At 68.0% G+C, this 25,686-nt stretch carries 28 protein-coding genes and 4 pseudogenes; 16 read left to right on the forward strand and 16 right to left on the reverse strand.

Translation table 11 applies throughout. The features are described 5' to 3' along the window. The first annotated feature begins 101 nt into the window (after window positions 1-101). Both ACH4S8_RS40510 and ACH4S8_RS40515 read left to right on the forward strand, forming a co-directional pair. Entirely contained in the window at window positions 102-614 is a 513-nt protein-coding gene (locus ACH4S8_RS40510; protein ID WP_398403513.1) for a hypothetical protein, read from the forward strand. Window positions 615-1,187: 573 nt separating this feature from the next. After that, entirely contained in the window at window positions 1,188-1,373 is a 186-nt protein-coding gene (locus ACH4S8_RS40515; RefSeq protein ID WP_398403515.1) for a hypothetical protein, read from the forward strand. Window positions 1,374-1,396: 23 nt separating this feature from the next. Here the strand turns inward: ACH4S8_RS40515 and ACH4S8_RS40520 are convergent, their stop codons facing one another. Continuing rightward, on the reverse strand, window positions 1,397-3,025 hold the full coding sequence (locus ACH4S8_RS40520; protein ID WP_398403517.1) for a CocE/NonD family hydrolase: 1,629 nt from the start codon (window positions 3,023-3,025) through the stop codon (window positions 1,397-1,399). Between the two features lie 172 nt (window positions 3,026-3,197). Between ACH4S8_RS40520 and ACH4S8_RS40525 the strand changes: the two genes are divergently transcribed. Beyond that, the gene (locus tag ACH4S8_RS40525; RefSeq protein WP_398403519.1) at window positions 3,198-3,932 is read left to right on the forward strand and encodes a TetR/AcrR family transcriptional regulator C-terminal domain-containing protein; all 735 of its coding nucleotides are present in this window, start codon (window positions 3,198-3,200) and stop codon (window positions 3,930-3,932) included. Here ACH4S8_RS40525 and ACH4S8_RS40530 read toward each other — a convergent pair. After that, a pseudogene (locus ACH4S8_RS40530) lies at window positions 3,921-4,304 on the reverse strand (transposase family protein); the annotation flags it as partial. The gene ACH4S8_RS40525 and the pseudogene ACH4S8_RS40530 sit on opposite strands and share 12 nt — an antisense overlap. A 31-nt stretch (window positions 4,305-4,335) precedes the next feature. On the opposite strand from ACH4S8_RS40530, the gene ACH4S8_RS40535 reads away from it, so the two are divergent. Further along, window positions 4,336-4,674, forward strand: a complete 339-nt coding sequence (locus ACH4S8_RS40535; RefSeq protein ID WP_398403521.1) for a transposase — start codon at window positions 4,336-4,338, stop codon at window positions 4,672-4,674. Between the two features lie 232 nt (window positions 4,675-4,906). On the opposite strand, the gene ACH4S8_RS40540 is transcribed toward ACH4S8_RS40535, so the two are convergent. Together ACH4S8_RS40540 and ACH4S8_RS40545 are read right to left on the reverse strand one after the other, a co-directional pair. Continuing rightward, window positions 4,907-5,101 (reverse strand): cold shock domain-containing protein, encoded by a 195-nt coding sequence (locus ACH4S8_RS40540; protein ID WP_398403690.1) that lies wholly within the window; start codon window positions 5,099-5,101, stop codon window positions 4,907-4,909. A gap of 236 nt (window positions 5,102-5,337) precedes the next feature. Next, complete coding sequence (locus tag ACH4S8_RS40545) at window positions 5,338-5,868, reverse strand: RNA polymerase sigma factor (RefSeq protein ID WP_398403523.1); 531 nt, start codon at window positions 5,866-5,868, stop codon at window positions 5,338-5,340. 413 nt (window positions 5,869-6,281) lie between these two features. Between ACH4S8_RS40545 and ACH4S8_RS40550 the strand changes: the two genes are divergently transcribed. Continuing rightward, window positions 6,282-6,503: a hypothetical protein gene (locus tag ACH4S8_RS40550; RefSeq protein ID WP_398403525.1), complete on the forward strand. Its 222-nt coding sequence runs from the start codon at window positions 6,282-6,284 to the stop codon at window positions 6,501-6,503. A 131-nt stretch (window positions 6,504-6,634) separates the two neighbouring features. Beyond that, window positions 6,635-7,303 carry a hypothetical protein gene (locus tag ACH4S8_RS40555; RefSeq protein ID WP_398403527.1) on the forward strand — a complete coding sequence of 223 codons (669 nt, stop codon included), beginning with the start codon at window positions 6,635-6,637 and terminating at the stop codon, window positions 7,301-7,303. 34 nt (window positions 7,304-7,337) lie between these two features. On the opposite strand, the gene ACH4S8_RS40560 is transcribed toward ACH4S8_RS40555, so the two are convergent. Both ACH4S8_RS40560 and ACH4S8_RS40565 read right to left on the reverse strand, forming a co-directional pair. Continuing rightward, window positions 7,338-7,499, reverse strand: coding sequence for a transposase domain-containing protein (locus tag ACH4S8_RS40560; RefSeq protein ID WP_398403529.1), 162 nt, complete (start codon window positions 7,497-7,499; stop codon window positions 7,338-7,340). Between the two features lie 151 nt (window positions 7,500-7,650). Continuing rightward, window positions 7,651-8,682 (reverse strand): NlpC/P60 family protein, encoded by a 1,032-nt coding sequence (locus ACH4S8_RS40565; RefSeq protein WP_398403531.1) that lies wholly within the window; start codon window positions 8,680-8,682, stop codon window positions 7,651-7,653. Between the two features lie 940 nt (window positions 8,683-9,622). Here ACH4S8_RS40565 and ACH4S8_RS40570 point away from each other — a divergent pair. The 5 genes from ACH4S8_RS40570 to ACH4S8_RS40590 all read left to right on the forward strand — a co-directional run bounded on the left by ACH4S8_RS40570 (window position 9,623) and on the right by ACH4S8_RS40590 (window position 12,454). Continuing rightward, complete coding sequence (locus tag ACH4S8_RS40570) at window positions 9,623-10,270, forward strand: RNA polymerase sigma factor (protein WP_398403533.1); 648 nt, start codon at window positions 9,623-9,625, stop codon at window positions 10,268-10,270. 77 nt (window positions 10,271-10,347) lie between these two features. Then, entirely contained in the window at window positions 10,348-11,172 is an 825-nt protein-coding gene (locus tag ACH4S8_RS40575; protein WP_398403692.1) for a hypothetical protein, read from the forward strand. 33 nt (window positions 11,173-11,205) lie between these two features. Beyond that, entirely contained in the window at window positions 11,206-11,331 is a 126-nt protein-coding gene (locus tag ACH4S8_RS40580) for a hypothetical protein (RefSeq protein WP_398403535.1), read from the forward strand. 299 nt (window positions 11,332-11,630) lie between these two features. Then, window positions 11,631-11,930, forward strand: a complete 300-nt coding sequence (locus ACH4S8_RS40585; RefSeq protein WP_398403537.1) for a winged helix-turn-helix domain-containing protein — start codon at window positions 11,631-11,633, stop codon at window positions 11,928-11,930. Then, window positions 11,927-12,454, forward strand: coding sequence for a transposase (locus ACH4S8_RS40590; RefSeq protein ID WP_398403539.1), 528 nt, complete (start codon window positions 11,927-11,929; stop codon window positions 12,452-12,454). Before ACH4S8_RS40585 ends, ACH4S8_RS40590 begins: the two co-directional genes overlap by 4 nt. A 247-nt stretch (window positions 12,455-12,701) precedes the next feature. Here ACH4S8_RS40590 and ACH4S8_RS40595 read toward each other — a convergent pair whose 3' ends face one another. From ACH4S8_RS40595 to ACH4S8_RS40620, 6 genes and pseudogenes are all read right to left on the reverse strand, one after another. Beyond that, on the reverse strand, window positions 12,702-13,220 hold the full coding sequence (locus tag ACH4S8_RS40595) for an RICIN domain-containing protein (RefSeq protein ID WP_398403541.1): 519 nt from the start codon (window positions 13,218-13,220) through the stop codon (window positions 12,702-12,704). 36 nt (window positions 13,221-13,256) lie between these two features. Continuing rightward, a complete protein-coding gene (locus ACH4S8_RS40600; protein ID WP_398403543.1) occupies window positions 13,257-13,505 on the reverse strand; it encodes a hypothetical protein in 249 nt (82 codons plus the stop codon). Between the two features lie 163 nt (window positions 13,506-13,668). Then, a complete protein-coding gene (locus tag ACH4S8_RS40605; RefSeq protein WP_398403545.1) occupies window positions 13,669-14,661 on the reverse strand; it encodes a helix-turn-helix domain-containing protein in 993 nt (330 codons plus the stop codon). Window positions 14,662-14,822: 161 nt separating this feature from the next. After that, a pseudogene (locus ACH4S8_RS40610) lies at window positions 14,823-15,077 on the reverse strand (hypothetical protein); the annotation flags it as partial. A gap of 315 nt (window positions 15,078-15,392) precedes the next feature. Next, entirely contained in the window at window positions 15,393-15,941 is a 549-nt protein-coding gene (locus tag ACH4S8_RS40615; RefSeq protein ID WP_398403547.1) for a hypothetical protein, read from the reverse strand. A gap of 102 nt (window positions 15,942-16,043) precedes the next feature. Beyond that, entirely contained in the window at window positions 16,044-17,081 is a 1,038-nt protein-coding gene (locus ACH4S8_RS40620; protein ID WP_398403549.1) for a LysR family transcriptional regulator, read from the reverse strand. A gap of 187 nt (window positions 17,082-17,268) precedes the next feature. Here ACH4S8_RS40620 and snpA point away from each other — a divergent pair, with 187 nt between their 5' ends. Further along, on the forward strand, window positions 17,269-17,964 hold the full coding sequence (gene snpA / locus ACH4S8_RS40625; RefSeq protein WP_398403551.1) for a snapalysin: 696 nt from the start codon (window positions 17,269-17,271) through the stop codon (window positions 17,962-17,964). A gap of 248 nt (window positions 17,965-18,212) precedes the next feature. Here the strand turns inward: snpA and ACH4S8_RS40630 are convergent. Continuing rightward, window positions 18,213-18,594: pseudogene (locus ACH4S8_RS40630) on the reverse strand (hypothetical protein). Window positions 18,595-18,654: 60 nt separating this feature from the next. On the opposite strand from ACH4S8_RS40630, the gene ACH4S8_RS40635 reads away from it, so the two are divergent. From ACH4S8_RS40635 to ACH4S8_RS40650, 4 genes and pseudogenes are all read left to right on the forward strand, one after another. Beyond that, window positions 18,655-20,340 carry a ribonuclease J gene (locus tag ACH4S8_RS40635; protein WP_398403553.1) on the forward strand — a complete coding sequence of 562 codons (1,686 nt, stop codon included), beginning with the start codon at window positions 18,655-18,657 and terminating at the stop codon, window positions 20,338-20,340. Window positions 20,341-20,693: 353 nt separating this feature from the next. Then, window positions 20,694-21,005, forward strand: a pseudogene (locus ACH4S8_RS40640) (DUF1524 domain-containing protein); the annotation flags it as partial. Further along, entirely contained in the window at window positions 20,963-21,283 is a 321-nt protein-coding gene (locus ACH4S8_RS40645) for a hypothetical protein (RefSeq protein ID WP_398403555.1), read from the forward strand. The pseudogene ACH4S8_RS40640 and the gene ACH4S8_RS40645, both read left to right, overlap by 43 nt. Window positions 21,284-21,526: 243 nt before the next feature. Further along, window positions 21,527-22,141 (forward strand): TetR/AcrR family transcriptional regulator, encoded by a 615-nt coding sequence (locus ACH4S8_RS40650; protein WP_398403557.1) that lies wholly within the window; start codon window positions 21,527-21,529, stop codon window positions 22,139-22,141. Between the two features lie 597 nt (window positions 22,142-22,738). On the opposite strand, the gene ACH4S8_RS40655 is transcribed toward ACH4S8_RS40650, so the two are convergent. The 3 genes from ACH4S8_RS40655 to ACH4S8_RS40665 form a co-directional block, all read right to left on the reverse strand. Beyond that, entirely contained in the window at window positions 22,739-23,239 is a 501-nt protein-coding gene (locus ACH4S8_RS40655) for a hypothetical protein (RefSeq protein ID WP_398403559.1), read from the reverse strand. A gap of 161 nt (window positions 23,240-23,400) precedes the next feature. Then, on the reverse strand, window positions 23,401-23,652 hold the full coding sequence (locus tag ACH4S8_RS40660) for a hypothetical protein (RefSeq protein ID WP_398403561.1): 252 nt from the start codon (window positions 23,650-23,652) through the stop codon (window positions 23,401-23,403). Window positions 23,653-23,986: 334 nt separating this feature from the next. Then, entirely contained in the window at window positions 23,987-24,958 is a 972-nt protein-coding gene (locus ACH4S8_RS40665) for an SMP-30/gluconolactonase/LRE family protein (protein WP_398403563.1), read from the reverse strand. Window positions 24,959-25,686: the final 728 nt, after the last annotated feature.

Consider the following 25,686-nt stretch of genomic DNA (forward strand, 5'->3'; position numbering starts at 1 on the left):
GCACCCCCATCGAGTACGAACTACTCTCCGCACAAGACACCCCCCCCGCCGCCAGTTAGCCACCGCAGCTGGAACCCAAACCGTGGGGCAGGTCAGCCTCCGTGGCTATCGACGCCCGCGCACTCGACAAGACCGGCACGATCGTTGGATCCACCCAGAACACGATGCCCAACATCCCAGCCAACAGCACCTTCGACTACTTCGGAGACCTCGGCGGCGGCCTAGGCGGCGACCTGACCGGTACCCCGTCTTCGATTCAGCTCTCCCAGGCAAAAGACACCTTCGGTCAAGCCGGAGGCGTGGATCAGCCGATGCTCGCCACCAGCGAAATCAAGCTCAGCACAGGGAGTCGGGACGACGTCATCCCCGAAGCTCCGTACTCCTACAACCTGTCCGTCAAGGTCACCAACAGCAGCAAGGACGCCGTCGACGGATACGTCACCCAGCAGGTCGTCCTATACGACACAGGCGGGCACATTGTCGGAGGAGGCACCGGATCCTCCGACAATGTGCCCGACAACCTCCCCGCCGGCATGAGCTACCGCGAGCAGTGGACCGGCATCCCAGCCCTGGCCAAGGCCGTCCGCGCCGTCTACACGGTATGGCCGGGCTGACTCGGCAGCTCCCCTGCTGGCCTTCGGACTGCCGTGCACCCGGCCGCCGCAGCCGCCATACCCTCAATCACCGCGGCGACGACCCCGGTGATTGGCACCTCGACGCCGCGGGCCCGCCTCGCGCTGACCACAGCGGCATGAGGTAGGTCAACGCGTGTCTGCGGGTGCGTGAGGTCGTTGGGCAGATCACCGCGCGCCGGATCGGCTTCACTCTTCGAAGACGTGCGGTCCGAGGGCCCGGACCCCTATGCACCGGTCTCGGGCTCTCACCCGTGTGACGAACTGGCGTGGCGCCGACCTCCAACCGGGGACACGCTGGGGAGCCGGGCGGCCCGGTACACCCTCCCCCGAGGTATCGGGCCACCCGGTACCGATTGGTGCTGCCCGGCCTCGGGCTCTCCGCCCTGACCCGGTAACAATCTGGAGGAACCGGGCCGAGTATGTCGAGTCGTGTCCGGGCTTGCCTGGTACGGGCTGTTTCCGCGAGATGAGACGCGGCCTCGATCAGCCCAAGTTCACCGCCGAGTAAGTCCGCAAAGGCTTCAACCTCTTCGATGGCGCGGCCTTCCAGGGGTGCGGGCACTGTCCGCCGAAGCGCGCGAGCACGATGTCCTGGACGAGGACGTGGCCCGGCTCTCCCCGCTCAAGCACGCGAACCTCGACGTGCTGGGCCGCTACGCCTTTCGCCCCTCCACCCCGACCGGCGCGCGCAACCCGGAGGCGGTCGGCTTGGACGATGAAGACGGCGCCGAGGAGTGAGCCGGGCCGTCGGGTCCGGATGGTCAGCCGTTCACCGCAGGGCTGAGCCCGGAACCGTGGGTGTGCATCGCAAGCATCAGCGCCGAGTCGGTGTGGAGCGTGATGCGTACCGGTATGAAGGTGGTGGCGTCCACCGGCGACTCCCCGTTGCCGGGATTGCGGGCGTAGCGCGGATGGGCGCCTCCGCTGATCTGCCAGCGTATGCGGTGACCGACGGCAAATCTGTGGGCGGTTGAGCTCATCGGCACGGTGATCTGCGACGGCTCCTGCCCGTCCGTCCGCAGTCGGCCCAGCCCGTCACAGATGTTGACGGAGCGGCCTTGTGGGTCCACGTCGCACAGGCGGGTGAAGACGTCGGCATGGCCGGTGTCCGTGGAGATACTCAACCGCGCCGAGACCGGCCCGAGGATGTCCACGGGCTCGGTCAGCGGGGGGCCGGTGAATGTCAGGACGTCTTCCCGAGCCTCCAGGCTGCTGTTGTCGCGAGGACCGGCGGTACGGGAGAGCAGAGGGCCGCCGAGGGACGGGGTGGGGTCGCCCGGGTCGTAGCGGAACGACGCCAGTGGTGCGGAGTCCGTGGGGGCCTGCCGGGTGAGATGCCCCTGCACGGTGGGAAACCAGGAGCCGACGGCAGTGGTCGGCGGCCAGTCGTCGAGGTCCAGCCAGGCGGTTTCGCCGCCGATGTGCACGCGCACCCTAGTGGGGCGCAGGTCGGAGGGGTCGGCGTCCAGGTGGGCGCGCAGCCAGGCGAGGCTCTCGGCGAACACCTCGGGCCATCCCTGTTGCAGGGCGGAGGTGTGGGTCCAGGGGCCGACAAGCAGGGCGGTCTCGCATCCGGCCTGGCGTAGCCGGGTGTACTGCTCGAAGGTCTGGTCGACCAGCGCATCGTGCCATCCGGTGATCAGACTCGTGGGCACGCTGAGTTGCTCCGCCGCCTGCGCCAGGGACGCGCCGCGCCAGTACGCGTCCTTGGCGTCCGGGTGTGTCATCACGTCGTCCAGCCAGGGCACTTCGCCCCCGAGGGCCGACGCGTACGCCCCGCGCAGCGGCTGCGCGGTGGTGACATCACGCAGGCGTCGTTGCAGGCGCAGTGTCGCCCTAAGGAACGGTGCCATGCCCTGGTGCTGGTAGGTCATGCTTACGCCGACGGCGAGTGCGGTCTCCAGGCGTAGCGCACCGTACGTGTGGAACAGGGCGTGGGGGTCGTGCAGGCCCACCTGCACGACCATTGCCTTCAGTTCTGGCGGCGGGTCCATGGCGAGGGCCCATTGCACGTAGCCCAGATAACTGGGGCCGACGGTGCCCAGCGTGCCGTTGAACCAGGGCTGCTCGCGCAGCCAGGACACCGTGGCCTGGCTGTCGGCGGCCTCATTGCGCCACAGGTCGAACGCACCCCCAGAACCGCCGGTGCCGCGGCAACTCTGCAGGACCACGTGGAAGCCCTGTTCGGCGAAGAGCAGGCCGTACATGGGGGACCACGGCAGGCTCCTGCCGTACGGCGAGCGCACCAGGAGGGTGGGAAAGTCGCCCTCGGTGCGCGGAAAGTAGTGGTCCGTGATCAGCGGGCTGCCGTCGGCGGCCGGCACCAGCAGCCCCGGCTCCCACCCGGCATCGTGCTGTTTGGCCGGGAGGCCGCGCCAGGTCGCCCTCATTATCCGTGAGGCCAGTGGCGGCTTACCGGAAGGCGGTGCCCAGGTCGGCCTCGGCGCAGAACCGTGCGTGCGTGGCGTCATCGTTCCCTCCTCGATTTTCGTACGATGTACGAGAATAGAGGATGCTTGACTGGGGCCCGCAAGGGCCGCCGATCAAGGAAGGAGCATGGCCATGCCCCGTGAGGGAGAGACCGACGCCCCGGGCGTCGACCCTCAACAGCTCTGGCTGACCTCTGACCAGCCGCGCAGAGGTCGCAAGCCTGCCTACAGCCGGGAGGCGATCACCGCGGCGGCCGTCGCCTTGGCGGACGCCGAGGGACTCGAAGCGGTCACCATGCGGAAAGTCGCCGCACAGGTCGGAGCCGGCGTCATGTCGCTCTACAGCTACGCCCCCGACAAAGAGACGCTGCTGAACCTGATGGTCGACCACGTCAGCGGCGAACTGCCGACCACGAACACTCCCACCGGCGACTGGCGCGCCGACCTGAAGGCCATCGCCCACCTACAGCGCACCCACATGCTGCGACACCCCTGGCTGCCCGCCGCCCTGTCCACTCGACGCATCCCCGGACCCAACACCCTGGCCTTCCTGGAACACGCGCTCGCCGCCCTGCGGCCTGCTGGACTGGACGGTACGGCGAAGCTGGAGATCTTCGCCCAACTCACAGCATTCGTGGCCGGGCACGTCGCCCACGAAATCGCGCAGGCCGCAGCCGCGCAGTCCCCCGACCGATCCGCAGCCGAAGCCCGCTACCTCGCCACTGTCGCCGCGGACGGCCACCACCCGGAACTCGCCGAAGCCCTCTCCGCCCCCGGGCGCCCCCTCACTCCCGAAGCCACCTTCACCCGGTTCCTCAACCGCCTGATCGACGGCCTCGACACCGAGCCCTTTCCGTCATCGGTCTGAGCCGGCCAGACGCAGGGCGAGGACGGCCTGGACGGGGGCGGTGATCCTGGTTGTGGAGCACCGGAGCTTGCGCAGGAGCCGCCGACTCTTGAGGGTTGCCATGGCCTGCTCGACGAGGGCGCGGATCTTCGCGTGCAAGCGGGTCACCGCCTTCCGCCCTGGGGAAAGTGTCTTCCAGCGCCCCCGGTACGGGATGCGGACCGTGCCGCCGGCGACCCGGTGGCCCTTGTCGGCCCAGCACGAGACGTCGGCCTGGGCAAGGGCGTCGATGATGCCGTGTTCGCGGGCCGCGCGGACCTCGTGGACGGCTCCGGGCAGGGCGGGCGAGGCCCACAGCAGCCGGCCGAACGCATCGGTGAGGACCTGCACGCTGCCCAGCCGGCAGCAGCTCGTCGCAGATCTGATGAGCATCGGTGACCGGGGGCCGGTACGGCAGCCACGGATCAGCAACCAGGCCTGGCAGATCCTGTCGGAATTGTTGCCCTCCCGCCCTGTGGGCGATCGCCGGTACCGCAGTGACCGGCAGATCCTCGAAGCCATCATCCACATCGCCCGCACGGGCCTTTCGTGGCCCCAGATCCCTATAGAACTCGGCGGCTTCGCTACCTGCCGGATCCGCTTTCGCCGCCGGCACGCCGACGGCGCTCTGGCCCGCATCTGCCATACCGTGCTGCCCGAAGCCGATACCCGCTGGCAGCGGCAACTCGCTGACTACACCGGTCGGCCAGCGGTCGACGGGTGACCTCAGGCCGGGCATTCAGGGAAGACTCGTTACGGTGCCGGCCTCCGCCCGACAGGCGCGTCCGGCACCCATTGCAGGGATCTGCGGCACTCGCGCCGCCCCAGGCCACGGTTCGACGATGTGCGCCCACAGACTCAGAACTCCGCCCCACCGGCGGCGCCGGTTGCTGTTGTCCTGGACGGAGCCTGGCGTCTTCCCGCAGCCGTGGTCCATGCGTCTGCCGGTACGTGCCTCAGGCGTTGTCGACCCTGGACACCATGGCGGGGTTGGCCCGGCTGCTTCCGCCACCCGACGAGAACTCCATCCTGATCCGCTGGCCCTCCTGGAGAACCGGTGCCCACGGCGGAGGCACGTAGTGGAAGAAAATGTCTCCGCCACCATCGACCGCGAGGAAGCCGTAGCCCTTGTCCGCGTTGTACCACTTCACCGTGCCGGTCGCACCGTGGCCATCTCCTGTGCCGGCGTCGGTGCACGAGAGCGAGGGGAGGGCGGGCTCGGGTGTGGCCGGCTGCGCAGGGGCACTCTGCTTCAGCATGATCTGTGCAAGGCCCCGGTCGAGGTCGATCTGGTCTTCCAGAGCCGTGCGCACGCGCTGGTCCGCGGCAGTGAGCCATGCGTCCAGCCCGTGGTCGTCAAGAGACGGATCGATGTGGCGCTCGCTCATCAGGCACCTCCCCGCGGTGTGCAGCGGATCTCTTGGAGTTTGGCCCGGGCCCGGCAGAGGTTCTGGCGGACGGCTGCCTCGCCGATGCCCAGTTCCTCGGCAATTTCTTGCGCCGAGTAGCCGTCGTAGTGCCACGCCATCACCTGACGCTGGCGCAGGGGCAGTTCATACAGTGCCTCGTAGACCAGCCGTTCCTCGGTGCTCAGCTCGAAGTTGACCAGCATCTGACTGTCCGGAAGATCACCAGGTAGATCCTCGCAGAACCTGTGCCGGAAGTAGAGCCGGGTGGCGACCTTGCGCAACCAGCGTGAGGGGTGGTGGATCCTGTCCCAGGATGTGTATGCCTGGGCGAATGCCTCCTGCGCTGCGTCAGCCGCTTCCTGCGGGCCGGCGCCGTGTTTCATCACGAACCTCGTCAGTGTCGGCATCTCGGCCCTGTAGACGGTGGCAAAGTCGAGGACCAGCGGTTCCTGAGCACGTCGGTGTAACCCGGGCGGAGGCGTCGGGGACTGCAGTGACAGCTCATCCACCGTGCAACTCCGCGGTCCGGCTGGAGGGCTGCGCACCCACCTCAATGGTGACTTCGTCCCCGGCGGCAGACCGCAACGCGACGCGGCTGCCGCTGGGCAGGGACTCCACCATTCGTGCGCCGGCGCCGTGTTGGACACGAACGGTATGGATGTCCCGCCGCGTTCGGATCCATACGATCAAGCATCGCGCGGCATACGCCGTGAGGCACAGCCCGGCGCCCATCAACGAGGTATCCATGCATCGTTCCTCTCTTGCACGTGCGGGCCCCTTCGCCACGCGTGCAACTGCGTCAGCACCGAGGCGGTAACCCGCTCCGATGCTTAGTGCAGCGCGAGCCGCCATCTGTGACACGCAAGGCGGCAAACGATGCCGGCAGGATCCCGCACAGGCAGATTCACATACTTTCATCGATATGAGCCCATTCGGGATCACTCATTCACGCGAGCTGGAGACGCGCTCGGCTGCGCGTGCTCCGCGCGCCTGCCGGTCGCCGCGCCTCGCGCTCCGCTGCTTCCCGCTCCTGACGGCGCTGCTGTTCTTGCCGGGCGGCCTGGCGGCGGGCGAGGTAGGCGTCCCGGCGGGCATTGCCGATCGCCTCCAGCAGCGGCCGGCGGTGGCCGTGGGACTGCCGTAGACGGCGTGCACCGCCTCAACGAGGGAATCGCCCGCGCACCCGCCCGAAAAGGTTCCGGAGCCGGGCGCCGCACGGGAGGATGACTTCGACGAGGGGCGGTCGGGGGGCCGCGCCGCGGCAGGGGGACGAACATGGACAGCGGGCTGATCGCGTTAGGCGCGGCCGTGGTCGGTGTGGCCGGGACGCTGCTGGCGACGGTGGTGTCGCAGCGGATGCTGGCACGGGTGCAGACGGCGCAGTTCGACCGGGAACAGCGCGACGCCCACGCGCGGTGGCTGCGGGACCAGGAGCTGACGGAGCTGTCCCGTCGGCGCGACTGCTACACGGCGGCCAATGCCGCGTACCGCCGTTACCGGATTGCCTTGATGAACTTCCTGTGGGCGGTCCACCGGGCGCAGGCCACCGCGGCGGACCGGGCGGCAGTCGAGGAGGCCAGGAGCGGTCACCACACCGCCTTCGCGGAGGCGCAGATGATCGCCTCCGCTGACGTGCTCGCGGAACTGGACCTGATGGTGAAGGTCCTCGCGGGCGCCCATGCCCGCACGATGCGGCTTGCGGACGGAGTTCCGGAGCCGGACGGCTCGTTCGAGCAGATCCATGCCGAGCTGGTCATGATCACGCAGCGCTGGGTGGGCATGCGCAGCGCGATGCGGTCCGACCTCGGCTTGGCCCCCGCCCTGAACGGCACCGACCCCGATCCAGCCGACTGCCTGCCTCCGGCGCCGGCGCCGGGACCGCTCCCGGCGCCGGCGCCGGAGGCCGTGTCCGGTCCCACCTCGGACGGGCCGACGGGTCTGTAGGCCGGGGAGTCCCGCCCTGGGCGGCCGGCGGCGGTTATCTGCGCGGATGTCTGCAGCCCTCTGCCAGCACCCGCAAAGGTTCGGAGCCCAGCCGCTGCCGGGCCCGGAACAGCGAGGACTTCGCCGGCACGTGCCAGTCGCCCAGCAGGCCCGAGCCCCGCAGGCCCTCGACGAGGGGGATGCCCAGTCGTCTCAATATTTGCATTCTCGCAGGTCCATGCCGCTATAGACCACATCCATCAACTCGACCTCCTTCTCAACCATTGCAGCGGAGCAGGTCAGATGCTCTCCAGCAAGCCCCCTGGCCTGCAATCCAGTTGAGACGACATACCGGCCCGAGGCACGGATCAGATCCGGACGCCGAACTGGAAGGGCATGTTGGCGATCGACTCGTAGCGGACGACCGCGCCGGTGTGCGGGGCGTGCAGCACCTGGCCGTTGCCCGCGTAGAGGCCGACGTGGTGCTGGTCGCCGTAGAAGATGACCAGGTCACCGACCTGCAGGTCGCTCTGCGAGTAGATGCGGGTGCCGTAGCTGGCCTGGGCCTCGGAGGTGCGGGGTATGTTCACGCCGGCCTGGGCGTACGCCCAGGAGGTGAGGCCCGAGCAGTCGAACGAGCTGGGACCGGCGTGGGTGTACACGTACGGGGCCCCGATCACGCTCTGGGCGGCGGCGAACGCGGCGCCGGCACGGCCCGACCCCTTGCTGTTGCCGAGGTCGACGCGCTCGCTGGCGCGGGTCGCCCGCTCCTGCTCCTTGGTGGCCAGCGCCGCCTTCTCCTGCGCCGTCAGCGAGTTCAGGAGCTTCTGCGCGGAGCCCAGCTTGCCCTGGACTTCCTTCTTCTTCCTGGCGAGCTCGGCCCGGGTGTCGGCGAGGTCCTTGAGCTTCGCGGAGGCCTCGGCGCGCTGCTGGGCGAGCGAACGCTGCTTCTCCTGGACCTTCTTGAGCGACTCGACCTGCTGGGCGCTCAGCTGGTCCATGGCCGAGGCCTTGTCCAGGAAGTCGTCCGGGTCCGAGGAGAGGAAGAGCGCCACGGAGGGGTCGATGCCGCCGGTGCGGTACTGGGCACTGGCCATCGAACCCAGGCCGTCGCGCAGCTCGTTCAGAGCCTCCTGGCCGCGGGCGACGTTGTCCTGGAGAGCGCTGATCTCCTTCTGGAGCTTCTGCTGCTTCTCCTTGGCGCCGTCGAGCTTCTCGGTCGCCTGCTCGGCCTCCTGGTAGAGCTTGTCGACCTTGGTCTTGACCTCGTCCTTGTTGGGCTTCTCGGACGGGGCCGCGTTGGCGGCGTTGGCGCTCAGCACAACGGCTGCTGCGGCTGCGGTGGTGAGCACGGTCACACGGGCGCGGCTCGGCTGCTTGGGTCGACGGTGGGACGCCACGAAAGCGAGCTCCTTCTTCCTCCGGCCGCCTGCCGAAAACGCCGACGGGCGGTGATCCTTCACTGTCACCCCCAACGAGTGAACGACCGAGCAAAGGTTCGGATGGGGACTGTAGTGACTCAATCTTCATCAGAGCAAGTGGCGTTGTAACGAGCGGCATTGGGTGACAGAGACGAGTTGCGGCTTCCTTCGGAGTTTTTTTGCCGGGTAGGCGGCAGATGCCGACCTTGGATTCAACCGGTCAAGACAGCGCTCTCGGCTCGCCAGAATTCCCAGGCACGTACGCGACGGATGTCGAGATTCGTTGCGATGACGTCAAGCTCGTCCTGGCTGAACGTCGGGCAGGTTTGTTCCTTTGGGCAGGTTCTGCCGGAGCAGTTCCTCGATCCGTCGGGCATCGGCGATCCGTGAACGCCACTGGCCTTTCATCGCGCGGCGCTTGTTCTTGCGGATCGCACGGCCAGTTCGAGGGTGCTTGCACGGTCCACGGGGACCGCCTTCCAGCACGTGGTGCAGATCGTCTCGTGGGTGGTCTGTATCTGCGGGCCGTCCCCGTGATGCAGACGCAGGTGTCCCACGATTCGCTCGGGCGACCACTCCTCGCGCAGCAGGTCAGCGCCGTCTGTCTCCACGCGGGCTTACGGGAGAGCGGGCACCGCTTGGGCCTCCGGGCGCTGTCGAACGCCCGTTCCCGCGCGGCAGTCTCCCGGCAGACACGCGTCCACCGCTGTTGGTGACTTCACGGCCGGTCGTGGACACCGTACGCTCCCGGAGGCCGGCGGCGGCCCGGCATGACTGCTGGAACAGCCCGGGCGAGATCTCCTCCCGCTCGCCCGTTGCCACCCTCAACCAGCGCTGTTGCCGACCGGGTGAACCAAGTCCGTCGAAGCGGATCCGACTCAGCGGGAACCTTCAGCCGGTTGCCGGACACGTACGGAGCATGGAACTGAACCACGCTGGTCCCGCTGTACCGGTCGGAGGGGTCTCTGATCGGGAGCTGTGGGCGAGGGCCGTCGACGGCGACCGGGAGGCGTTCGGCCGGATCTTCGACCGCCATGCGAAGACCGTCTACAACTACCTGTTCCGGCGGACGGCCGACTGGTCCGAGGCCGAAGACCTCACGTCGACCGTGTTCTTGCACGCTTGGCGTCGGCGATCGGAGACGGTGCTGGACCGCGACTCGGCCTTGCCGTGGCTGCTCGGCATCGCCGACCGTCTGCTGTCGAACACCTGGCGGCGGCTGAGGCGGGCCGAGGCGTTGTTGCACCGGCTCGTCTCGCATGGCGAGCCCGTGGGCGACCACGCGGACCGCGTCGCCGTCCTGGTCGACGACGAGCGTCGTATGTCGGAGATCCACCGGGCGTTGGCCCGGTTGCCGCGCCATGAACGAGAGGTCGTCGAGCTCTGCGTGTGGTCGGGCCTGGATCAGCAGGCGGCTGCGGCAACGCTGAAGGTGGCGGTCGGAACCGTGAAGTCCAGACTGCACCGCGCGCGGCGGAGGCTGGGGGCCGACCTCGTCGGCGGAGCCCCGGTTTTGGCGTCGTTCAGTTCGAAAAGTCCTGTCAACGCGGAAGAGGTCGCACGATGAATGACATGCCGGGCGTTCCCGCGGCTCCTTCCGATCGTGATCTGCCGAACCACCGGCGGATCCGAGAGGAGCTCCTGATGAAGATCGGTCCAGAGGACAACGGTGCTTCGCTGCGACGCAGGTGGGGGGTGCCGCTGGGTGTTGCCGCCGGCGTCGCGGGGGTAAGTGTCGCGGCCATGTCCGTCTTCAGCGGGGTAGGGGACGCCAAGCCGCTTCTCGCCGATCCTGCCGGAAACCCTACGAACGCCGCCGCGTCACCGACTCCGAGCACAACGCGCGGCTTCACGTCGGCCGGAGCCGGCTCAGCGCCGTCTTCGACGCGCACAACTTCCACCTCGGACGCGTTCACCATCACCAGCGGGACGACAACCCCGGTCCGCGCCGGGACCGTCGCCAAGATCCTGGCTTCCTGCCTGGGCTCGGATGCATCCCGGTACCACACGGTGGTCGCGGTCCGCGCTCCCATCCCCTCGCAGAACGGGGACGGCGTGGTCGTCGCCGTCAACTCCGACGATCAGTATGTGCAATGCGAGTCAAAGGGCGACAAGGGCAACAGCCAGGATTCTCCGCCCACGTTTATCAACAATCGCCTGTGGGGCACCGGTCATTCGATCGAGTATTTCGACTCCACCCTCGAGCCCGCCGGCAAGGGGCGATACCTCATGCTGGGCGCCGGACATTACACATCCGGCATTGCCAAGATCACCATCAGCTACGGCGACAACCCGAAAGAGTATCCAGCGGTCATGGCAGGTGGTGCATTCGTCTACGCGGCGGCTCTCTCCGCGGAAAACCCCGGCCCCCACTTTGTGGGCCCGAGCCCCTACGTCCATGCCTACAACGCATCCGGCAAGGAGATCTACAACCAAAAGAAGGACCCGCAGTTCACCGACAAGCAGTAGGCCGGTCATTTCGGCCGACCCTCACCGCACACCGTGGCTCAGATCTGCGCCCAGCGCGGAATCACCGCCCAGTACAACCGGGCCATCACCACCGACGGCATCCTCGACCACACACACGACTACGAACGCCGCCGGCAATCCATCAGAACGCCCTACTGACCTTCAAAGCGTGGTGTCGTAGAGGCGGACGTCTGGTGATCCCTGCGGTATGCCGACAGCATGAGGTATCCGCAAGGAGGCGGGCTGACCGACGAACGGCGGGCTTTCCGCGAGTAGTTGCGCTTGCAGGCGGCCGAGCGGTTCAGGCAGGGCGATGAGAACACGGTCATCGCCCACGCCTGCGGGTCGGCGTCCGGTCGGTACAGCGCCGGCGCAAGGCCTGGTCGCAGGACGGAACGAGAGCCCTGGCCTCCAAGGGCCCGGCGTCGCTGCCACAGCTCAGCGACGGACTGTTCGCCGTGCTGGAGCGTGAACTGGCCAAGGGACCGGTGGCGCACGGCTGGCCGGACCAGACCTGGACCCTGTCACGGATCAAGACGCTGATCGGGCGCCGCTTCCACAAGAGCTACACCGTGCAAGGGGTGGCCGCCCTGCTCGAGCGGCACGGCTGGACCTGCCAGGTCCCTGCCCGGCGTGCGATCGAGCGGGACGAGACCCTGGTGGCCGGCTGGGTGAAGGAGACCTGGCCCCAGGCGGAAGGACCGCGGCGGCGCCCGATGCCTGGCTCGTCTTCGAGGACGAAGCCGGATTCTCGATGACGCCGCCGGCCACCCGCACCTGGTCCCGCCGCGGCCACACCCCCATCGTCCGCGTCCGGGGCCGCTCACGCCGCCGCTTATCAGTAGCTGCCCTGGCCTGCTACAAGACCGGCGAATCCTCCCGGCTGATCTACCGGCCCTGCCCGGACGCCCGGCCCGACGGACGCAAAAGCTTCTCCTGGAAGGACTACCGCGACCTGATCCAGAGCGCCCACCAGCAGCTCGGCGGCCCGATCGTGCTGGTCTGGGACAACCTCAACACCCACCTCACCGCCGACATGCGTCGCTACATCGCCGACCGCGACTGGCTCACCGTCTACCAACTGCCGCCCTACACAACCGACCTCAACCCGGTCGAGGGCATCTGGTCCGTCCTGCGACGCACCACCACGGCCAACCGCGCGTTCGCCGACCCCAAAGACCCGATCACCGCCGTCCGGCGCGGCCTACGCCCGCTCCAGTACCGCCACGACATCCTCGACGGCTGCCTCACCGGCACCGGCCTCCGACACCAGCCACCATGACGACATCACGCGTTTAAGGTCAGTAACTACCCGGCCTTGGGTGAAGCCCCGACAGGCCCGTCCGCCTGGCACCCTTGGCACACGCGGGCGGACACTCGCCATGCCAACGTCCGAGTGCAGCAGGGCGCGCCGAAGAGCGTGAAAGGTACTGGGGAGAGCAAGACGCCGTGCAGGGGCTGCGTTCGGATCGGACCAGATGACGATGCCCACCCCCTCCCGGATGAGAAGGCGAGCATCTCCACGTCTGTCAGTACCAGATCTGGTACTTGTTACCCGACTGGCAGGGCATGGTGTACATGTCTCCGTTGCCGTTGCCGTCCAGGCACCAGCCCGTTTCACGGTTCACCAGCTGGAAGCCGTTGCCGACCGACACTTCCTTCCACTGCTCGTAGTAGTTGACGGGGCCGCTGCATGTTTCCAGGTACACCGAGCCCTTGTTGGAACCGGAGGGAGCCCAGTAGGCAGTGAGGCAGGTGCCGGTGCCGTGCACCTTCTCCGCCCAGTACTCGCCGGTCTGGTTCTCCAGGCCGCCCTGAACGTCGTCCCACAGAACGCCCTGCTTCAGGCCATCGTTCCAGCAGATGGCGTCGTTGCTGACCCAATAGCCGGTTCCGCTGTTGTGCCACATGAGGCAGTGGTCGGTGGCTCTCTGGGTCCAGGTGATGCCGTTCCCGTCGGCGTACGCGCTGCCCGTGGGGGCGAGCGCCAACGCCGGTACGGCGGCGGCCACCATGGCGGCCTTGATGAACTTGGACTTCAGACTCATGCTTTTTCTCCTTCTGTTCCCCTGGCAGAAAGCCCGTCAGAGCGTGCCGTAGAGGTTGCACTGCGACCAGTCCCCGGACTGGGAGGCCGGGACGTCGCAGTAGCCGACGCGGTACTCCCCGTTCTCCTTCTGCAACCCTTGGATCACCAGCTCGCCCTTCCACCACCAGCCGGCCAGCGGAGTCCAGGTGTCGGGGGAGGCGATCCAGCCGGTGCAGGACTCTTCGTCAGCCTGGTTACGGCCACAGATCCGGATCTGGTCGGACCAGCGGGTCGACACGGTCACTTGCTGGCCGTTGGTACCGGCGGCGGCCGTTCCGGCACTGGTCAACAGGCCGGCGGCCAAGCCCAGGCCTGCTGTCAGACAGACGGCAAGACGCTTCGTAAGGATGGTTCCTCCCCCAGCGATGCGGTTGATCGGTCGCCACCGAGCCTAGGAAATCGCGGCATCACCGCGGTGTGCGGTCAGCGCAGAGTTCCTTGACTGTCCGTGCACGGAATTCGGTGGGGCTCAGTCCGTACGCCTCCCGGAAGGAACGGCTGAACACCGCCGGCCCGCTGAAGCCCCAGCGGGCGGCGATGGCTTGTACCGGGTGGGCGCGGAGGTCGGGGCGGGCCAGGTCGGAGCGGCACCGCTCCAGGCGACGCCGACGGATCCGGGCGTGGACGCTCTCGTTCGAGCCGTGGAAGAACTGGTGGAGGCCGCGAACCGACATGTTGTGGTGGGCCGCTATGACGGAGGGGGTCAGTTCGGGGTCGCTGAGGTTGTGCTCGATGAAGGCGTGGATCTGACGCAGTAACGCCTGTGTGCGGATTTCTCCAGGGAGGTGTTCCTCGGCGTCGAGCTGCTGGGCGAGGCAGGCTGCCGCGAGCTCGGCGGCAACGGTGCCGAGGTGGTTCAGCTGTGCCGGAGTGCAGTGTTCGCCGTTGTCCAGGAGGGCTTTCATGAAGGAGGTCAGTACCGCGGCCATGGCATGACCGCCAGGTATGCGGCGGGCAAGCAGGCGGTCGAAGTGGCGGGGGCGCAGCGGGACGCTTGCCCGGGGAAGCTGCAGGACAACCAGTTCGCCCGGGCCTGCCTGGGAGGGGGACCGGGCATCGGAGGGCCGAGAGGTGTCCCACAGCACCAGGTCTCCGACGGGGGCGATGCAGTCGTTGCCGTTCTGGGACATCATCATGGAGCTCTTGGTCACCAGTGCCAACTGGTACTGCTCCGGGTCACTGCGCCCGATCAACGCGGGTGTGCGCCGCGAGCGCAGTGGTGTGTAGGCAAGCCTCGACATACGAAGCCCTCCCAGGTCCAGTACGGCGGCCTCGGCCTCGAAGTCGGCCGGGCGCTCGCTACTGATCGAGGTAGGCACCACTTCACGCGACACCATGTCGGAGAACCAGTCGAAGCGCTCTTTTGCGGGCAGCCCGCTCGACGACGCCACTGACCACATCGTGTGCCCCCTCCAGTTGATCTTTTACAGATAACAGGATGCGGCGACGGGGTACTGCGGGCACATGGTTTCCCGCGCGGCGGCGCGTCGGAGTTTCCGCCATGTGCGACACGGCGTGGGCGTGCTGGCCTGAGCGAACTGCAGAGGCACGGTTGCCTCGTCTCGATCCGGTTCAGCAGCCGATGAATGCGATCGGGACCGGCATGGCCGGCCTCCTCCGCCGGCGTCCAGCCGTTCTTCCGCTCCAGCGGCGCGACCGGCCCCCGCAGATGGGCCGGCGCCGGCTCCCGGGGCTCCGACCTGTTGAACCGGTGCACGAACCGCTCGTGCACCGCCGCGAGTTCACCCGCCCACAACCTGACATCAGCAAGGTCCCACCCATAACCGAACCAATGACCAACCTGGCCATCAGTCACGGCAAGCACCGTTGCAGTACTAAGCGACGTCGATAGAACATGACGCCGTTGGTGTCGGCCTTCCATCCGGAAGGGCCCGTCCCCGTGTCGAACACTGGGGGAAACGGGCACGCCGCTCTCGCCTGGCCCCCATAGGGGCCAGGCGAGAGCGCAACGGTCCCGTGGGACCCTGGCGGCCGTGGACCACCGCGCTGACAATCACGAGACGCACCGCATCATGGGCACGAGCGAGCCCGCTGACTGCTGCAGGCCGGTAGCCCGTGCTCAGCCTCCCGTAGCCAGTCCACACAGCGACTGACGACCGGCCGGGCCCCGCTACCGACCACTTGCCGCGGCAATATCTGTGTCCTGCATGGTCTCTCGCGCAATACGCACAAACGCCAGAACGGCCTGCCAGAACGGGTCGTAGCAGTCGTTGAACTGCTGTCCGGCGTCGGATTCGCTCCGGATCATGGCCTCAAGGGCCCGGTAGTTTCCCGATGTCGCCCGCCGCAGCCGATCCGCTGCCGTGGCCACCTCCTGCGGCCCCTCCAGTTCCACCACCCACACCCGATGCCGCAGGACGGCGTATTCATCGCGGAGCCTCAGGCGCAGGTCACGCAGAACGCGAAGCCGTTCACGCTCGTCAGGAACTGCCTGGGCGTCGGTGACCTTCCAGTAGAGGTCCGCCATTTGCTGCGCCTGCTCGATGACATCCACGTACGCGGCCCGGCGCGCCGCCCGCGTGCGATCCGTCTGTTGGCTGCGCGCAGCCAACTCCGCTTGTATTCGAGCCGCCCTGGTCGTTCCCCGGCCCGTCACCCAGCTCGCGACGACAGCGGTGCCTGCCGTGAGCACTCCGACCCACAGTGTGTTGTCAGCCATCCGCACATTGTCCGCAGCCGGGCCGACCGCACGACCACGTATCAGACCTGTCGGGCCATCTCCTGCTGTGCAAAGACTGATCACGAGCCCGGGCCTACCCGGTCATCGCACGGCTTTGCCCGTGCCGGTACCGTCCGTCGTGAGCACCCGCTCGGGCGTCTCCCGTGTGTCGGCGATCCCTCGTTCGCCCAGGACTCGCGTGGCCTCCGGCGTACCCGAACGCTTCAGCCATTCACGGTAGACCGGTGCCTGACGAGCCGCCTCCCAGTAGGCGTCCACCAACTCGTCGTATCCGAGGTCGAGTTCGGCCTCCGAGCGGGCGGCGAGCAGCAGTCGTACTCCTATCGGGTCGCCCTGCAGGGACCGGACGACGACATCGGATCGCGGGCGGGCGGTGGGCTGGCTGACCGTGACGACTTCGCCGATGGCGGCCAGCGAGTACGCCGTGAGGTAGTCGCCGTGCAGCATGTCGGGCTCGAGCCCCGCGTCCCGCAGGACACGGCAGAGCGCGTCCCACTCGCCGTCGACCGTGGAGTCCACCATCCAGTGGTCGTCGGCCAGGTCGGCGAGCCGCACCTCGGAACGTTCCGCAGCCGGGTGGTCGGCGGCGAGCGTGACGAACTGCGGTTCGCGTTCGACCAGGACGCGCAGACAGAGCCCGGACGGGATGCACAGGGGACTGCCCTCGACCTCGTGCACGAAGGCCAGTTCGAGCCACCCCCCGGCGACCATGCGCAGCAGGGAGTTCGCGGAGACGTCCATCTGGAGTGTGGGTTCGGTGCGGGGAACACGGGCGCGCAGTCGGCGCAGCCAGCCGGGCAGGGCACGGCTGGCCGTGGCACCGATCCGCAGCGTGTACTCATCCGTGGCCCGGGCCACGGCCGCCCTGGTCTCCGTGACGATCGCGGCGAGTTCGGCGACGAGGGGCCTGGCGCGGCTCAGTACCGCGTGGCCCAGTGGTGTGGGGCGGCAGCCCGTGCCCGCGCGGACGAAGAGCTGCGCGCCGAGTGCCTGCTCGATGCGGCGCAGTTGGGTGCTCAACGAGGGCTGTGCCACCCCGAGTTCACGGGCCGCCTTGTGCAGGCTGCCCGTGTCGGCGATGGCGCACAGGGCACGTAAGTGCCTCACCTCGAGCTCCATGCCGGAAGGGTAGGGCGGCGCGGAGCGGCGCACCAGATGTTCAAAACGCGACGAAGCCTGACGAGTCGGCTCCCCGATAGCTCCGCGCTATCCCCGAATGCCATCATCCGCGACTGCCTTGGCCTCCCCGAGACTCCTGCTGAACCAATCGTTCACCACCCCACACGAACGAGTAGGAGCACCCCACATGCTGTCCTCCCGCATGAAGTCGAGGGCTTCCAGGAGACTTCTGGCTCTCACGCTCGGCCTGGGTCTGGCATCCGCAGCGCTGGGTACCGCGGTCCCGGCGAGCGCCAAGTCGGCGGACTCCGCCCCGGCCGGTTCGGCCTCCGCCGCGACGGCCCGGTACGCCGGCTCGGCCGAAGACGCCGCCGGTAACAAGGCGTTCTTCGACGCCGTCCTGAAGTCGGTCGCCAAGAAGCAGGCGGCCAACCCCTCCGTGCAGTCGGTGACCGTCTACTACAACGCCTCCCAGGCGCCGACTTTCCGCTCCCAGATATCGAGTTCCGCCTCGATCTGGAACAGTTCCGTGTCGAACGTCAAGCTCCAGGCGACCTCGAGCGGTGCGGACTTCACCTACTACGAGGGCAACGACTCGCGCGGGTCGTACGCCTCCACGGACGGCCACGGCAGCGGCTACATCTTCCTCGACTACGCGCAGAACCGGCAGTACGACTCGATCCGCGTCACCGCCCACGAGACCGGTCACGTGCTGGGTCTGCCGGACCACTACAGCGGTCCGTGCAGCGAGCTGATGTCGGGCGGCGGCCCGGGCACGTCCTGCACCAACCGCTACCCGAACACGGCCGAGCGCTCCCGCGTGAACCAGCTCTGGGCCAACGGCCTCGCGAAGGCCCTCGCCAAGCTGGAGAAGGCGCGCTGACCCAGCGTCCTGCACGTGTGTCGAGCGCTGCGCGCCGCACACTCGAGTCGAGCCGGTACGGGCCGTGGTGTGACGCCACGGCCCGTACCGGGTTGGTCCGGGTGCGGGCCGTGGCCCGGCCGGACCACGGCCCGTCCGGGCGGTGGTCCGGCCGGACGGGTCGCTCAGGGCTGACGTCCGATGAAGGCGGGCAGACGAGTCTGTACGTCAGCGCTCTCGGGGACCTCGACTCGCGGCCCGTGACGCGCTCAAGCATCACCACGAGCAGCAGATGGCGAGGCCTCCAGCTCGCCGCAGACCGCTCCTTGAACAGCCATCGTCGGGTCCGCCGTTCCGGTCTTGCGGCAGTGTGCGGCGTTCAGCTGCTGTGCTTCTTCGAGCTGGTCCTCGAGGATGACGATGCGGCACGCGGCCTCGATCGGAGTACCCCGGTCGACGAGCTTGCGGGCGCGGGCCGCGACGCGCAGCTGGTAGCTGGTAACTGGAGTAGCGGCGGTGGCCGCCCGCGGAGCGCAGCGGGGTGATCAGGCGGGCGTCGCCGATCGCGCGGAGGAAGCCCTGGGTGGTGCCGCAGGCGGCTGGTGAGGCGGTCGTCGGCCTGCTGCCGGCACCGCTCGATCCGCTCGGCAGGAGGAAGAGACCGCCCAGGCAATGGATCACCTCGTTCCACTCTCCGGGTAACGTCCAGGCATGAGTCATCCGCACCCCGAGCTGAAAGCCGCTCCGCCCCTTCCCGAAGGAGGGCTGCGGGTCATCGCCCTGGGCGGCCTGGGCGAGATCGGCCGCAACATGACCGTCTTCGAGCACGTCGGCAAACTGCTCATCGTCGACTGCGGCGTGCTCTTCCCCGAAGAGACCCAGCCCGGCGTAGACGTAATCCTTCCGGACTTCACCTCCATCCGGGACCGGCTGGACGACATCGTGGCCGTGGTCCTCACCCACGGCCACGAGGACCACATCGGCGGCGTGCCCTACCTGCTGCGCGAGCGGTCCGACATTCCCATCGTCGCCTCCAAGCTGACGCTGGCGTTCCTGGAGGCCAAGCTCAAGGAACACGGCATCCGGCCGCGCACGGTGCGCGTGCGGGAGGGCGACCGGCGCAGCTTCGGGCCCTTCGACTGCGAGTTCGTGGCGGTCAACCACTCCATCCCGGACGGCCTCGCGGTCGCGATCCGCACCGGCGCCGGGATGGTGCTGCACACCGGCGACTTCAAGATGGACCAGTTCCCTCTCGACGACCGCATCACCGATCTGCGTGCCTTCGCCCGCCTCGGCGAGGAGGGCGTGGACCTGTTCCTCACCGACTCCACCAACGCCGAAGTACCCGGCTTCACCACCTCCGAGCGTGAGCTGAACCCGGCGATCGAGCAGGTGCTGCGCACCGCGCCGCGCCGGGTCATCGTCTCCAGCTTCGCCAGCCATGTGCACCGCATCCAACAGGTCCTGGACGCCGCCCACCAGCACGGCCGCAAGGTCGCCTTCGTCGGCCGGTCGATGGTCCGCAACATGGGAATCGCCCGTGACCTGGGCTATCTGAAGGTCCCCTCCGGTCTGGTCGTGAACACGAAGGAGCTGGAGAAGCTCCCGGACCACAAGATCACTCTGGTGTGCACCGGCTCCCAGGGCGAACCGATGGCCGCGCTGTCACGGATGGCCAACCGCGACCACCAGATCCGTATCGGCAAGGGCGACACCGTCCTGCTCGCCAGCTCCCTCATCCCCGGCAACGAGAGCGCCATCTACCGCGTCATCAACGGGCTCACCCGGTGGGGCGCCCACGTGGTCCACAAGGGCAACGCCAAGGTCCACGTCTCCGGGCACGCCAGCGCCGGCGAACTCGTCTACTGCTACAACATCGTCAAACCCCGCAATGTCATGCCGGTGCACGGCGAATGGCGCCACCTGCAGGCCAACGGCGACCTCGCCATCCGTACCGGTGTCGCCCCGGACCGGGTCGTCATCGCCGAGGACGGCGTCGTCGTCGACCTCGTCGACGGCCGCGCGTCCATCACCGGGAAGGTCCCCGCAGGCTACGTCTACGTGGACGGAATGGAGGTAGGCGGCGTCACCGAAGCCTCCCTCAAGGACCGCCGCACGCTCGGGGAAGAGGGTGTGGTCACGGTGGTGGCGATCGTCGACGCCGACACCGGCGCCCTCGCCGAAGCCCCCGACTTCCTGGCCCGCGGCTTCGCCCATGACGACACCACCTTCGAGCCGGTCGTCCCCGTCATCGAGAAGACCCTGGCCACCGCCGCCGACGAAGGCATCGGGGACGCGACCCAACTCGAACAGCTCATCGCCCGCGCCGTGGCGAACTGGGCGTTTCGCACCTACCGCCGCAGGCCCCTCATCATCCCCGTCATCATCGACGCCTGAGCCCCGGCAGCACGGCCCCCTGCCTGCCCGTGCCCGGCCTCGCGAGTATCGAAGCCGGGCACGGGAGTCAGCAGCCGCCCGAAAAGTCGCCACGCAGTCGGTCGCAGCCGATGGCGCTCGGGCAGCGAAGGGGTGACATTGGAAGCGTTCCCGAGCTGCAGCCATGATCAACATGTCGGACACTCCCCCCAGCGTCGCCACCGTAGGTGTTCTCACTGCATCTGCAGCAGTCTCACCCAACCTGCAGGACCGCAGGTCAATCGGCTCGCACAGGGTCAGAAATCCGTCGCAATCGACTTGCATCACCGCAGTTCAACAGAACGCAGTCACCGCAACAATGGTGAGACCTCACAGTCGGAGCGCAGTGCGCGCTGACGGGCGGCCGGTGGTGGTCGGAGTACGACCAGGTGTGGATCACCTCGGCGTCTTCCCTCGATGTCGACCACATGGTCCCCCTCGCCGAAGCCTGGGACTCCGGGGCAGCGCTCTGGACGGCGGCGCGGCGTGAGGCGTACGCCAACGACCAGGGAGCGCCGAACAGCCTGATCGCGGTGTCCGGCAGCTCCAACTGGTCCAAGGCCGACAAGGACCCGGCCGACTGGCTGCCCGTACCGGCGGACCGGTGCAAGTACGCCGCGGACTGGGTGACGGACAAACTCCGCTGGAAGCCGGCAACAGCGCCAGCACCACCCGGGCGAAGGTACTCGTGCCGCCGAAGGAGGTCACCCCCTCCGGCTCCCGCATCAGGGTCGACTGCGAGGTGGCGAAACGGACCTGGGCCAACCGGGCCACGCTCGCCTACCCGGTCTGCGCCTGGGCCGACGGCAACACCTGGGCCCGGGTGGCGGACCTGACCTACGCCACCACGATGAACATCGACCTCAAGACCGCCGCCAGGACCACCCTGCGGATCCGCTCCGAGATGATGAAGCCGATCAGGTAACCGTTCCCACCGCCCGGACGGGCCCCACCCTTGCGGCGCGGGCTCATGAGGTCACCGCCGGAGCGGCAGGCGTTGTGTCCCGCACTGGCACAACGCCCTCCGCGAGACCCAGCCGGCTGGACCCCTGCAAGCCCATGGCCAAGGGGATGAAGGTGAGCGGTCAAGACGCCGGCTGGTCAACAGCCGGGAGCCACCGCTCAAGATTTATGGACCAGGCGGTCCCCAACGAGTAGCATCTGCCGTATGGGCAGGCCACGAACGTTCGACGAAACCACCGCGCTGCGCACCATGCGCGAGCACTTCTGGTCCAGTGGCTTCCACGGGACTTCCACCTACGATCTGATGGACGCCACAGGTCTGGGCAAAGGCAGCATCTACAAAGCCTTCGGCAACAAGATGAATCTGTACGTGCAGATCTTCGCGGACTACTGCACCGAGATCGTCTCTGCGGCCCGGGCGGAGCTGAACCCCCCGGCAGACGTCGTCGACGCCTCGGCGAGCCCGCTGCACCGGATTGAGCAGTACATGCTGTCGCTGGCGCACACCTTCGCCACCAGTCCCGAGCGCCGAGGCTGTTTCATGTCGAAAGGAACAGCCGATCTGGCCGCCAGCGAGGAGGCAGTGGCGGCGGTGGCACGCTCGGCCTTCGCCGACATCGCCGGTGCGCTGTCTCAGGCAGTCCGAGACGCCCAACGGGTCGGCGAGATCGATGCTCAGGCGGATCCTGACGCGCTGGGCTGGGTACTGTTCAGCGTCCTCAGGGGTATAAACGCCTTCGCTGTCGCGGGTATGGACGAGACCACGCTGAACACGACTGTTCGTACAACGCTTGATCTTCTGCCCAGGCCTGCGGCCTGAGCGCGCAGCCCGTCCTCAGGCGACCGGAGAATCTCCTGCCGCCGAGTTCAGGAGCAGCGAACCGGTGGACACCACACGGTTGCGCCTTCCTCACGTCGCCGCTCACCATGCTGCCGGCATCGAGGATGTCGGACTCCTGCAGCACCGCGAATCTCGGCCGGACAGGCAGATACTGGCAGTCCAGTTCGGTCACTTTGCCGAAGGCTCCCATTGGGCGCAGCAGCGACCGGCCGACGTGCCCCAGTCCGCACCAAGTGGTACGTGACCGGGCCCTAGGGCACCGGGCGTCTGCGGATAGCCGTGGATCATGGCGTTCCTCATCTTCGCTGTCGCGACGTCCGGGGCCTGGTCGTTGATCAGCATGCCGCCTGCGGTGGCTCAGGTGAACCGGAGCGAGAGCACATCGACAGCCACCAGGAGCGGCTCGGGCACCTTGTCGCGATTCTCGTCATACGCCCATATGCGCCGCTTGGTGGGCACCTTGATGCCGTTGAAGTCCTGGAAGTCGAGTGCGTAGTTGGCTCCGGTGGCGCCGCCCAGCAGGTCGACTGTGTAGTCGTGGCGGCGCAGAAGACCGTCCGGGCCGAAGTACGAGGTCTAGTGACGGGTGTGGCTGTGCACATGTTCGGGGAAGGTGACCTGCAGCCCTCGCCAGACTTCACCGTTTTCGTGACGTGGCTCCACCTCTTCCGTCTGAAATCCGGGATAGGTGTACAGGAAGGGTGCGGTGAAGTAGGTCCAGAGTGCGCTCGTGGCGAAGAAGGCGCCGTGGAGGTCGTCCCACGGGGTCTGCAAGGTCTGGCCGACGTACGATGACTCCGGGTTCTTCCGGCGTTCCAGGACCTCACCCGCTGCCGTCTTCAGAGCCAGGGTGTCGTCCTGGAAGACGGTGTGACGTCCGCTGGCGCCCACTGGTGACAGCACCACGTGCTGCTTTTGGGTCGCCGCGTGCAGGGTCACGTTCTTGAAGAAGTCCGGCTTGCTCTTGACGTGCCAGATCGCTCCTGTGATCGACAGTTCGGCCTCGAGGCCGGTGATTGCGTTCCAGCGCGCCAGGCCGCCGTGGGCCTCGACCGCTTCGTTCAGCAAACTGGTCATGATCGTCCTTCAGGGTGAGCTCACGCCGCCGGCGTGACGTACGAATCGGAAGTGGGTCGGGCCCCAAGGGCGTTGGCATCGCGGTGAGACGGGCTGGGGCCGGCTTCGTGAGCAGCTGAAACGGTGGGGGGTGAGGCTGCTCACGAAGCCGGCAGTCGAGGTCACCGTCCGGCGCCGGCAGCCGCGTCCGCCTGGGCACGGTCAGCGATGAAGACGGCTCGGAAGCTGTCCTGCTTGACGTACATGTCAGCGCCGGTGCCGTCCGGGACGATGTCGAGGGTGTCCGGGCCCAGCAACGGGCCGGGGAATTGCGCGGTCGACCGACCGAAGCTCTCCCCCGACTGCGGGATGTACGCCGCGGTGGAGAGCAGCGCCTCGGTGTAAGGGACGATCCCGGCCGGCTGACTGGCCACGGCACGGATGACCGACGAGGCTCTTCGGCCCGTTGATACCGGTGGCCACACCGCGAGGCGCAGTGGCGGGCGCGACCACGGATCGTCCGGCTCGCCGAAGACGTGCGGTGGCGGAACTCCACGAGGACGCGTCCTCGAACTCACCATGTACCGGCACGATCGTCGGCCTCGGTGCCTTCGCCGGGGTGTGGTCGGCCTTCGCGCTGGGCGCCGAGGAGGCACTGGTCGTAGCGGCCAGGGCCAGCGTCGTTGCCGCGGCTGGCGAGCCGATGCGGCAGGGGACTCCCATGCCTCTGTCATCCGACAGTGGCGGTCGAATTGCCAGGGCTGTCGGTCAGCGGGCGCGATCGAGGTCGGCGACGAGGATGTTGGGGTCCTTGTTGGTGACGAATGAGGCGCTCATGACGTAGACCGTGTGGCGGCTGACGGCGATGGAGGTCGGTCCCTGCAGACCGTCGGCGGCGGTCAGCACCGTGGTCGCCGTCCCGTCGGGCCGGAACAGCGCTACTTCGTTCTGCGGATCCATGGCGGCCAGCACGGTGTCACCCCGGCCGATGAACGTGAAGTCGTCGATGAAGCCGTGGCCGCTGATCTTGACCTGCGGCTTACCGGCCCGACCGGTGTGTCCGAGGGGGTAACGCAGCAGCGTCCCCTTGTCGGAGTTGGAGACCCAGACCGCGCCGTTGTGCACCTTCAGGCCATTCGCGCCGAGGAGGTCCTCACGGTCGAGCTCGGTGCTGTCGACCCACTTGGTGATCGGCCCGCCGCTCGTCCGGAGCTGCCAGATGATGCCGAGCGCCGAGTCGGCGACGTAGAGCTTGCCGGTGCGCGCATCCAGCCCCATACCGTTGGGGAAGCTCGTGGCGGGCAGCGCGGCGATGCGGTGCGGCTTGTGCCCCGGCTGGATGCGCCAGATCCCGGTCAGCGCGGCGTCGCCGGTGACATAGCCCACGAACAGGGTGCCGTCGTGGGTGCGAGCCAGTCCCGTGATGAGCGAGAAGCCCAGCACCGGTGCGTTCTTCCCGCCGTCGGCCGGTTTCGGCAGCGTGGCGAGGGTCTGCCGGGCACCCTTGGGGGTGACTCGTTCGATCTTGCCGGCCCTGGACAGCGCGACGATCAGGTCGCCGCTGGGCTCCACCAGAACGTTCTCCGGCTGCTCGCCGGCCGCCAGGTCGTAACTGACCAGCACCCGCGGCCGGGAGAGCGGTTCGGTGGCCGCCGAGGCGGGACCCGCCATGACCGATGACAAGGTGAGCGTTGCCAGCAGGCCGGCGCCCGCGCTCAGGGGCTTCTTCCACTTGGACATGACAGATCCATTCGTCCGTGTACGGGGAACCAGCAGCAGATCAGCCGCTTTGTTGACCAGCCGGACCACTGTAAGTAGATCTGGACCACTCGGTCAATAAAGATGACGAGGCTTTATGGACCAGGCAGTCACCAACGGAGGGCATCCACAAGGTCCGTGCCGGAGCCGACTTCGACGACAACTCCCAGCCCCGCCACTCCAGCGGGTCGCCGCCTGTCGTACGAGGCGTGGACGGAGCTTGGGGCCGCACGGAAGCGGAACGCGGCACCGGGCGCGCTACCTCCCTGCCGCGGGGCCGGCGCACCGGCACACGACGGGCGGCTCCGGCGGGCCTGCACGCGGGGACAGCGCGCGACGTGCGGTGAGGTTCCCGGCGAACCGCCGTGCCGGCCTCGCGGGGCGTGCCACATTGCTCTGGTCAGGGGCAGGCGAGGGGTGTTGGTGAGAGCCGTGGAAGCAGGTGCGTTGCGGACCGTGCCGCCGGCCGGGGAGCTGACCTCGTCGCTGATCGCCGGGCCGCGGCCCGCTACGGTCTGGCGGCCGCCGACGTGCCGTGGCTGTGGACGTGCCGCAACTCCCCCGCCCGGCACGAGAGCGGTGTGCGGGCCGACGCCGAAGTGCGGCAACTCCCGCACGGCTGGCTGCGCGTGAGTTCGCGGGGATCACTGCGAGGCGTTCTCGGCTCGGATCGTTCGGGCACATGTGTAGCTCCCCGAGATGATCCGGGT

The organism is Streptomyces sp. NPDC021080, assembly GCF_044333225.1.
Taxonomy (GTDB): domain Bacteria; phylum Actinomycetota; class Actinomycetes; order Streptomycetales; family Streptomycetaceae; genus Streptomyces.

Coding starts and splice junctions, on each gene's coding strand:
- ACH4S8_RS40520 (WP_398403517.1), bottom strand. CDS start 3,025: ATGAGGGCGACCTGGCGCGGCCTCCCGGCCAAACAGCACGATGCCGGG.
- ACH4S8_RS40525 (WP_398403519.1), top strand. CDS start 3,198: ATGCCCCGTGAGGGAGAGACCGACGCCCCGGGCGTCGACCCTCAACAG.
- ACH4S8_RS40535 (WP_398403521.1), top strand. CDS start 4,336: ATGAGCATCGGTGACCGGGGGCCGGTACGGCAGCCACGGATCAGCAAC.
- ACH4S8_RS40550 (WP_398403525.1), top strand. CDS start 6,282: ATGAGCCCATTCGGGATCACTCATTCACGCGAGCTGGAGACGCGCTCG.
- ACH4S8_RS40555 (WP_398403527.1), top strand. CDS start 6,635: ATGGACAGCGGGCTGATCGCGTTAGGCGCGGCCGTGGTCGGTGTGGCC.
- ACH4S8_RS40570 (WP_398403533.1), top strand. CDS start 9,623: ATGGAACTGAACCACGCTGGTCCCGCTGTACCGGTCGGAGGGGTCTCT.
- ACH4S8_RS40575 (WP_398403692.1), top strand. CDS start 10,348: ATGAAGATCGGTCCAGAGGACAACGGTGCTTCGCTGCGACGCAGGTGG.
- ACH4S8_RS40590 (WP_398403539.1), top strand. CDS start 11,927: ATGACGCCGCCGGCCACCCGCACCTGGTCCCGCCGCGGCCACACCCCC.
- ACH4S8_RS40595 (WP_398403541.1), bottom strand. CDS start 13,220: ATGAGTCTGAAGTCCAAGTTCATCAAGGCCGCCATGGTGGCCGCCGCC.
- ACH4S8_RS40605 (WP_398403545.1), bottom strand. CDS start 14,661: ATGTGGTCAGTGGCGTCGTCGAGCGGGCTGCCCGCAAAAGAGCGCTTC.
- ACH4S8_RS40615 (WP_398403547.1), bottom strand. CDS start 15,941: ATGGCTGACAACACACTGTGGGTCGGAGTGCTCACGGCAGGCACCGCT.
- ACH4S8_RS40620 (WP_398403549.1), bottom strand. CDS start 17,081: ATGGAGCTCGAGGTGAGGCACTTACGTGCCCTGTGCGCCATCGCCGAC.
- snpA (WP_398403551.1), top strand. CDS start 17,269: ATGCTGTCCTCCCGCATGAAGTCGAGGGCTTCCAGGAGACTTCTGGCT.
- ACH4S8_RS40635 (WP_398403553.1), top strand. CDS start 18,655: ATGAGTCATCCGCACCCCGAGCTGAAAGCCGCTCCGCCCCTTCCCGAA.
- ACH4S8_RS40650 (WP_398403557.1), top strand. CDS start 21,527: ATGGGCAGGCCACGAACGTTCGACGAAACCACCGCGCTGCGCACCATG.
- ACH4S8_RS40655 (WP_398403559.1), bottom strand. CDS start 23,239: ATGACCAGTTTGCTGAACGAAGCGGTCGAGGCCCACGGCGGCCTGGCG.
- ACH4S8_RS40665 (WP_398403563.1), bottom strand. CDS start 24,958: ATGTCCAAGTGGAAGAAGCCCCTGAGCGCGGGCGCCGGCCTGCTGGCA.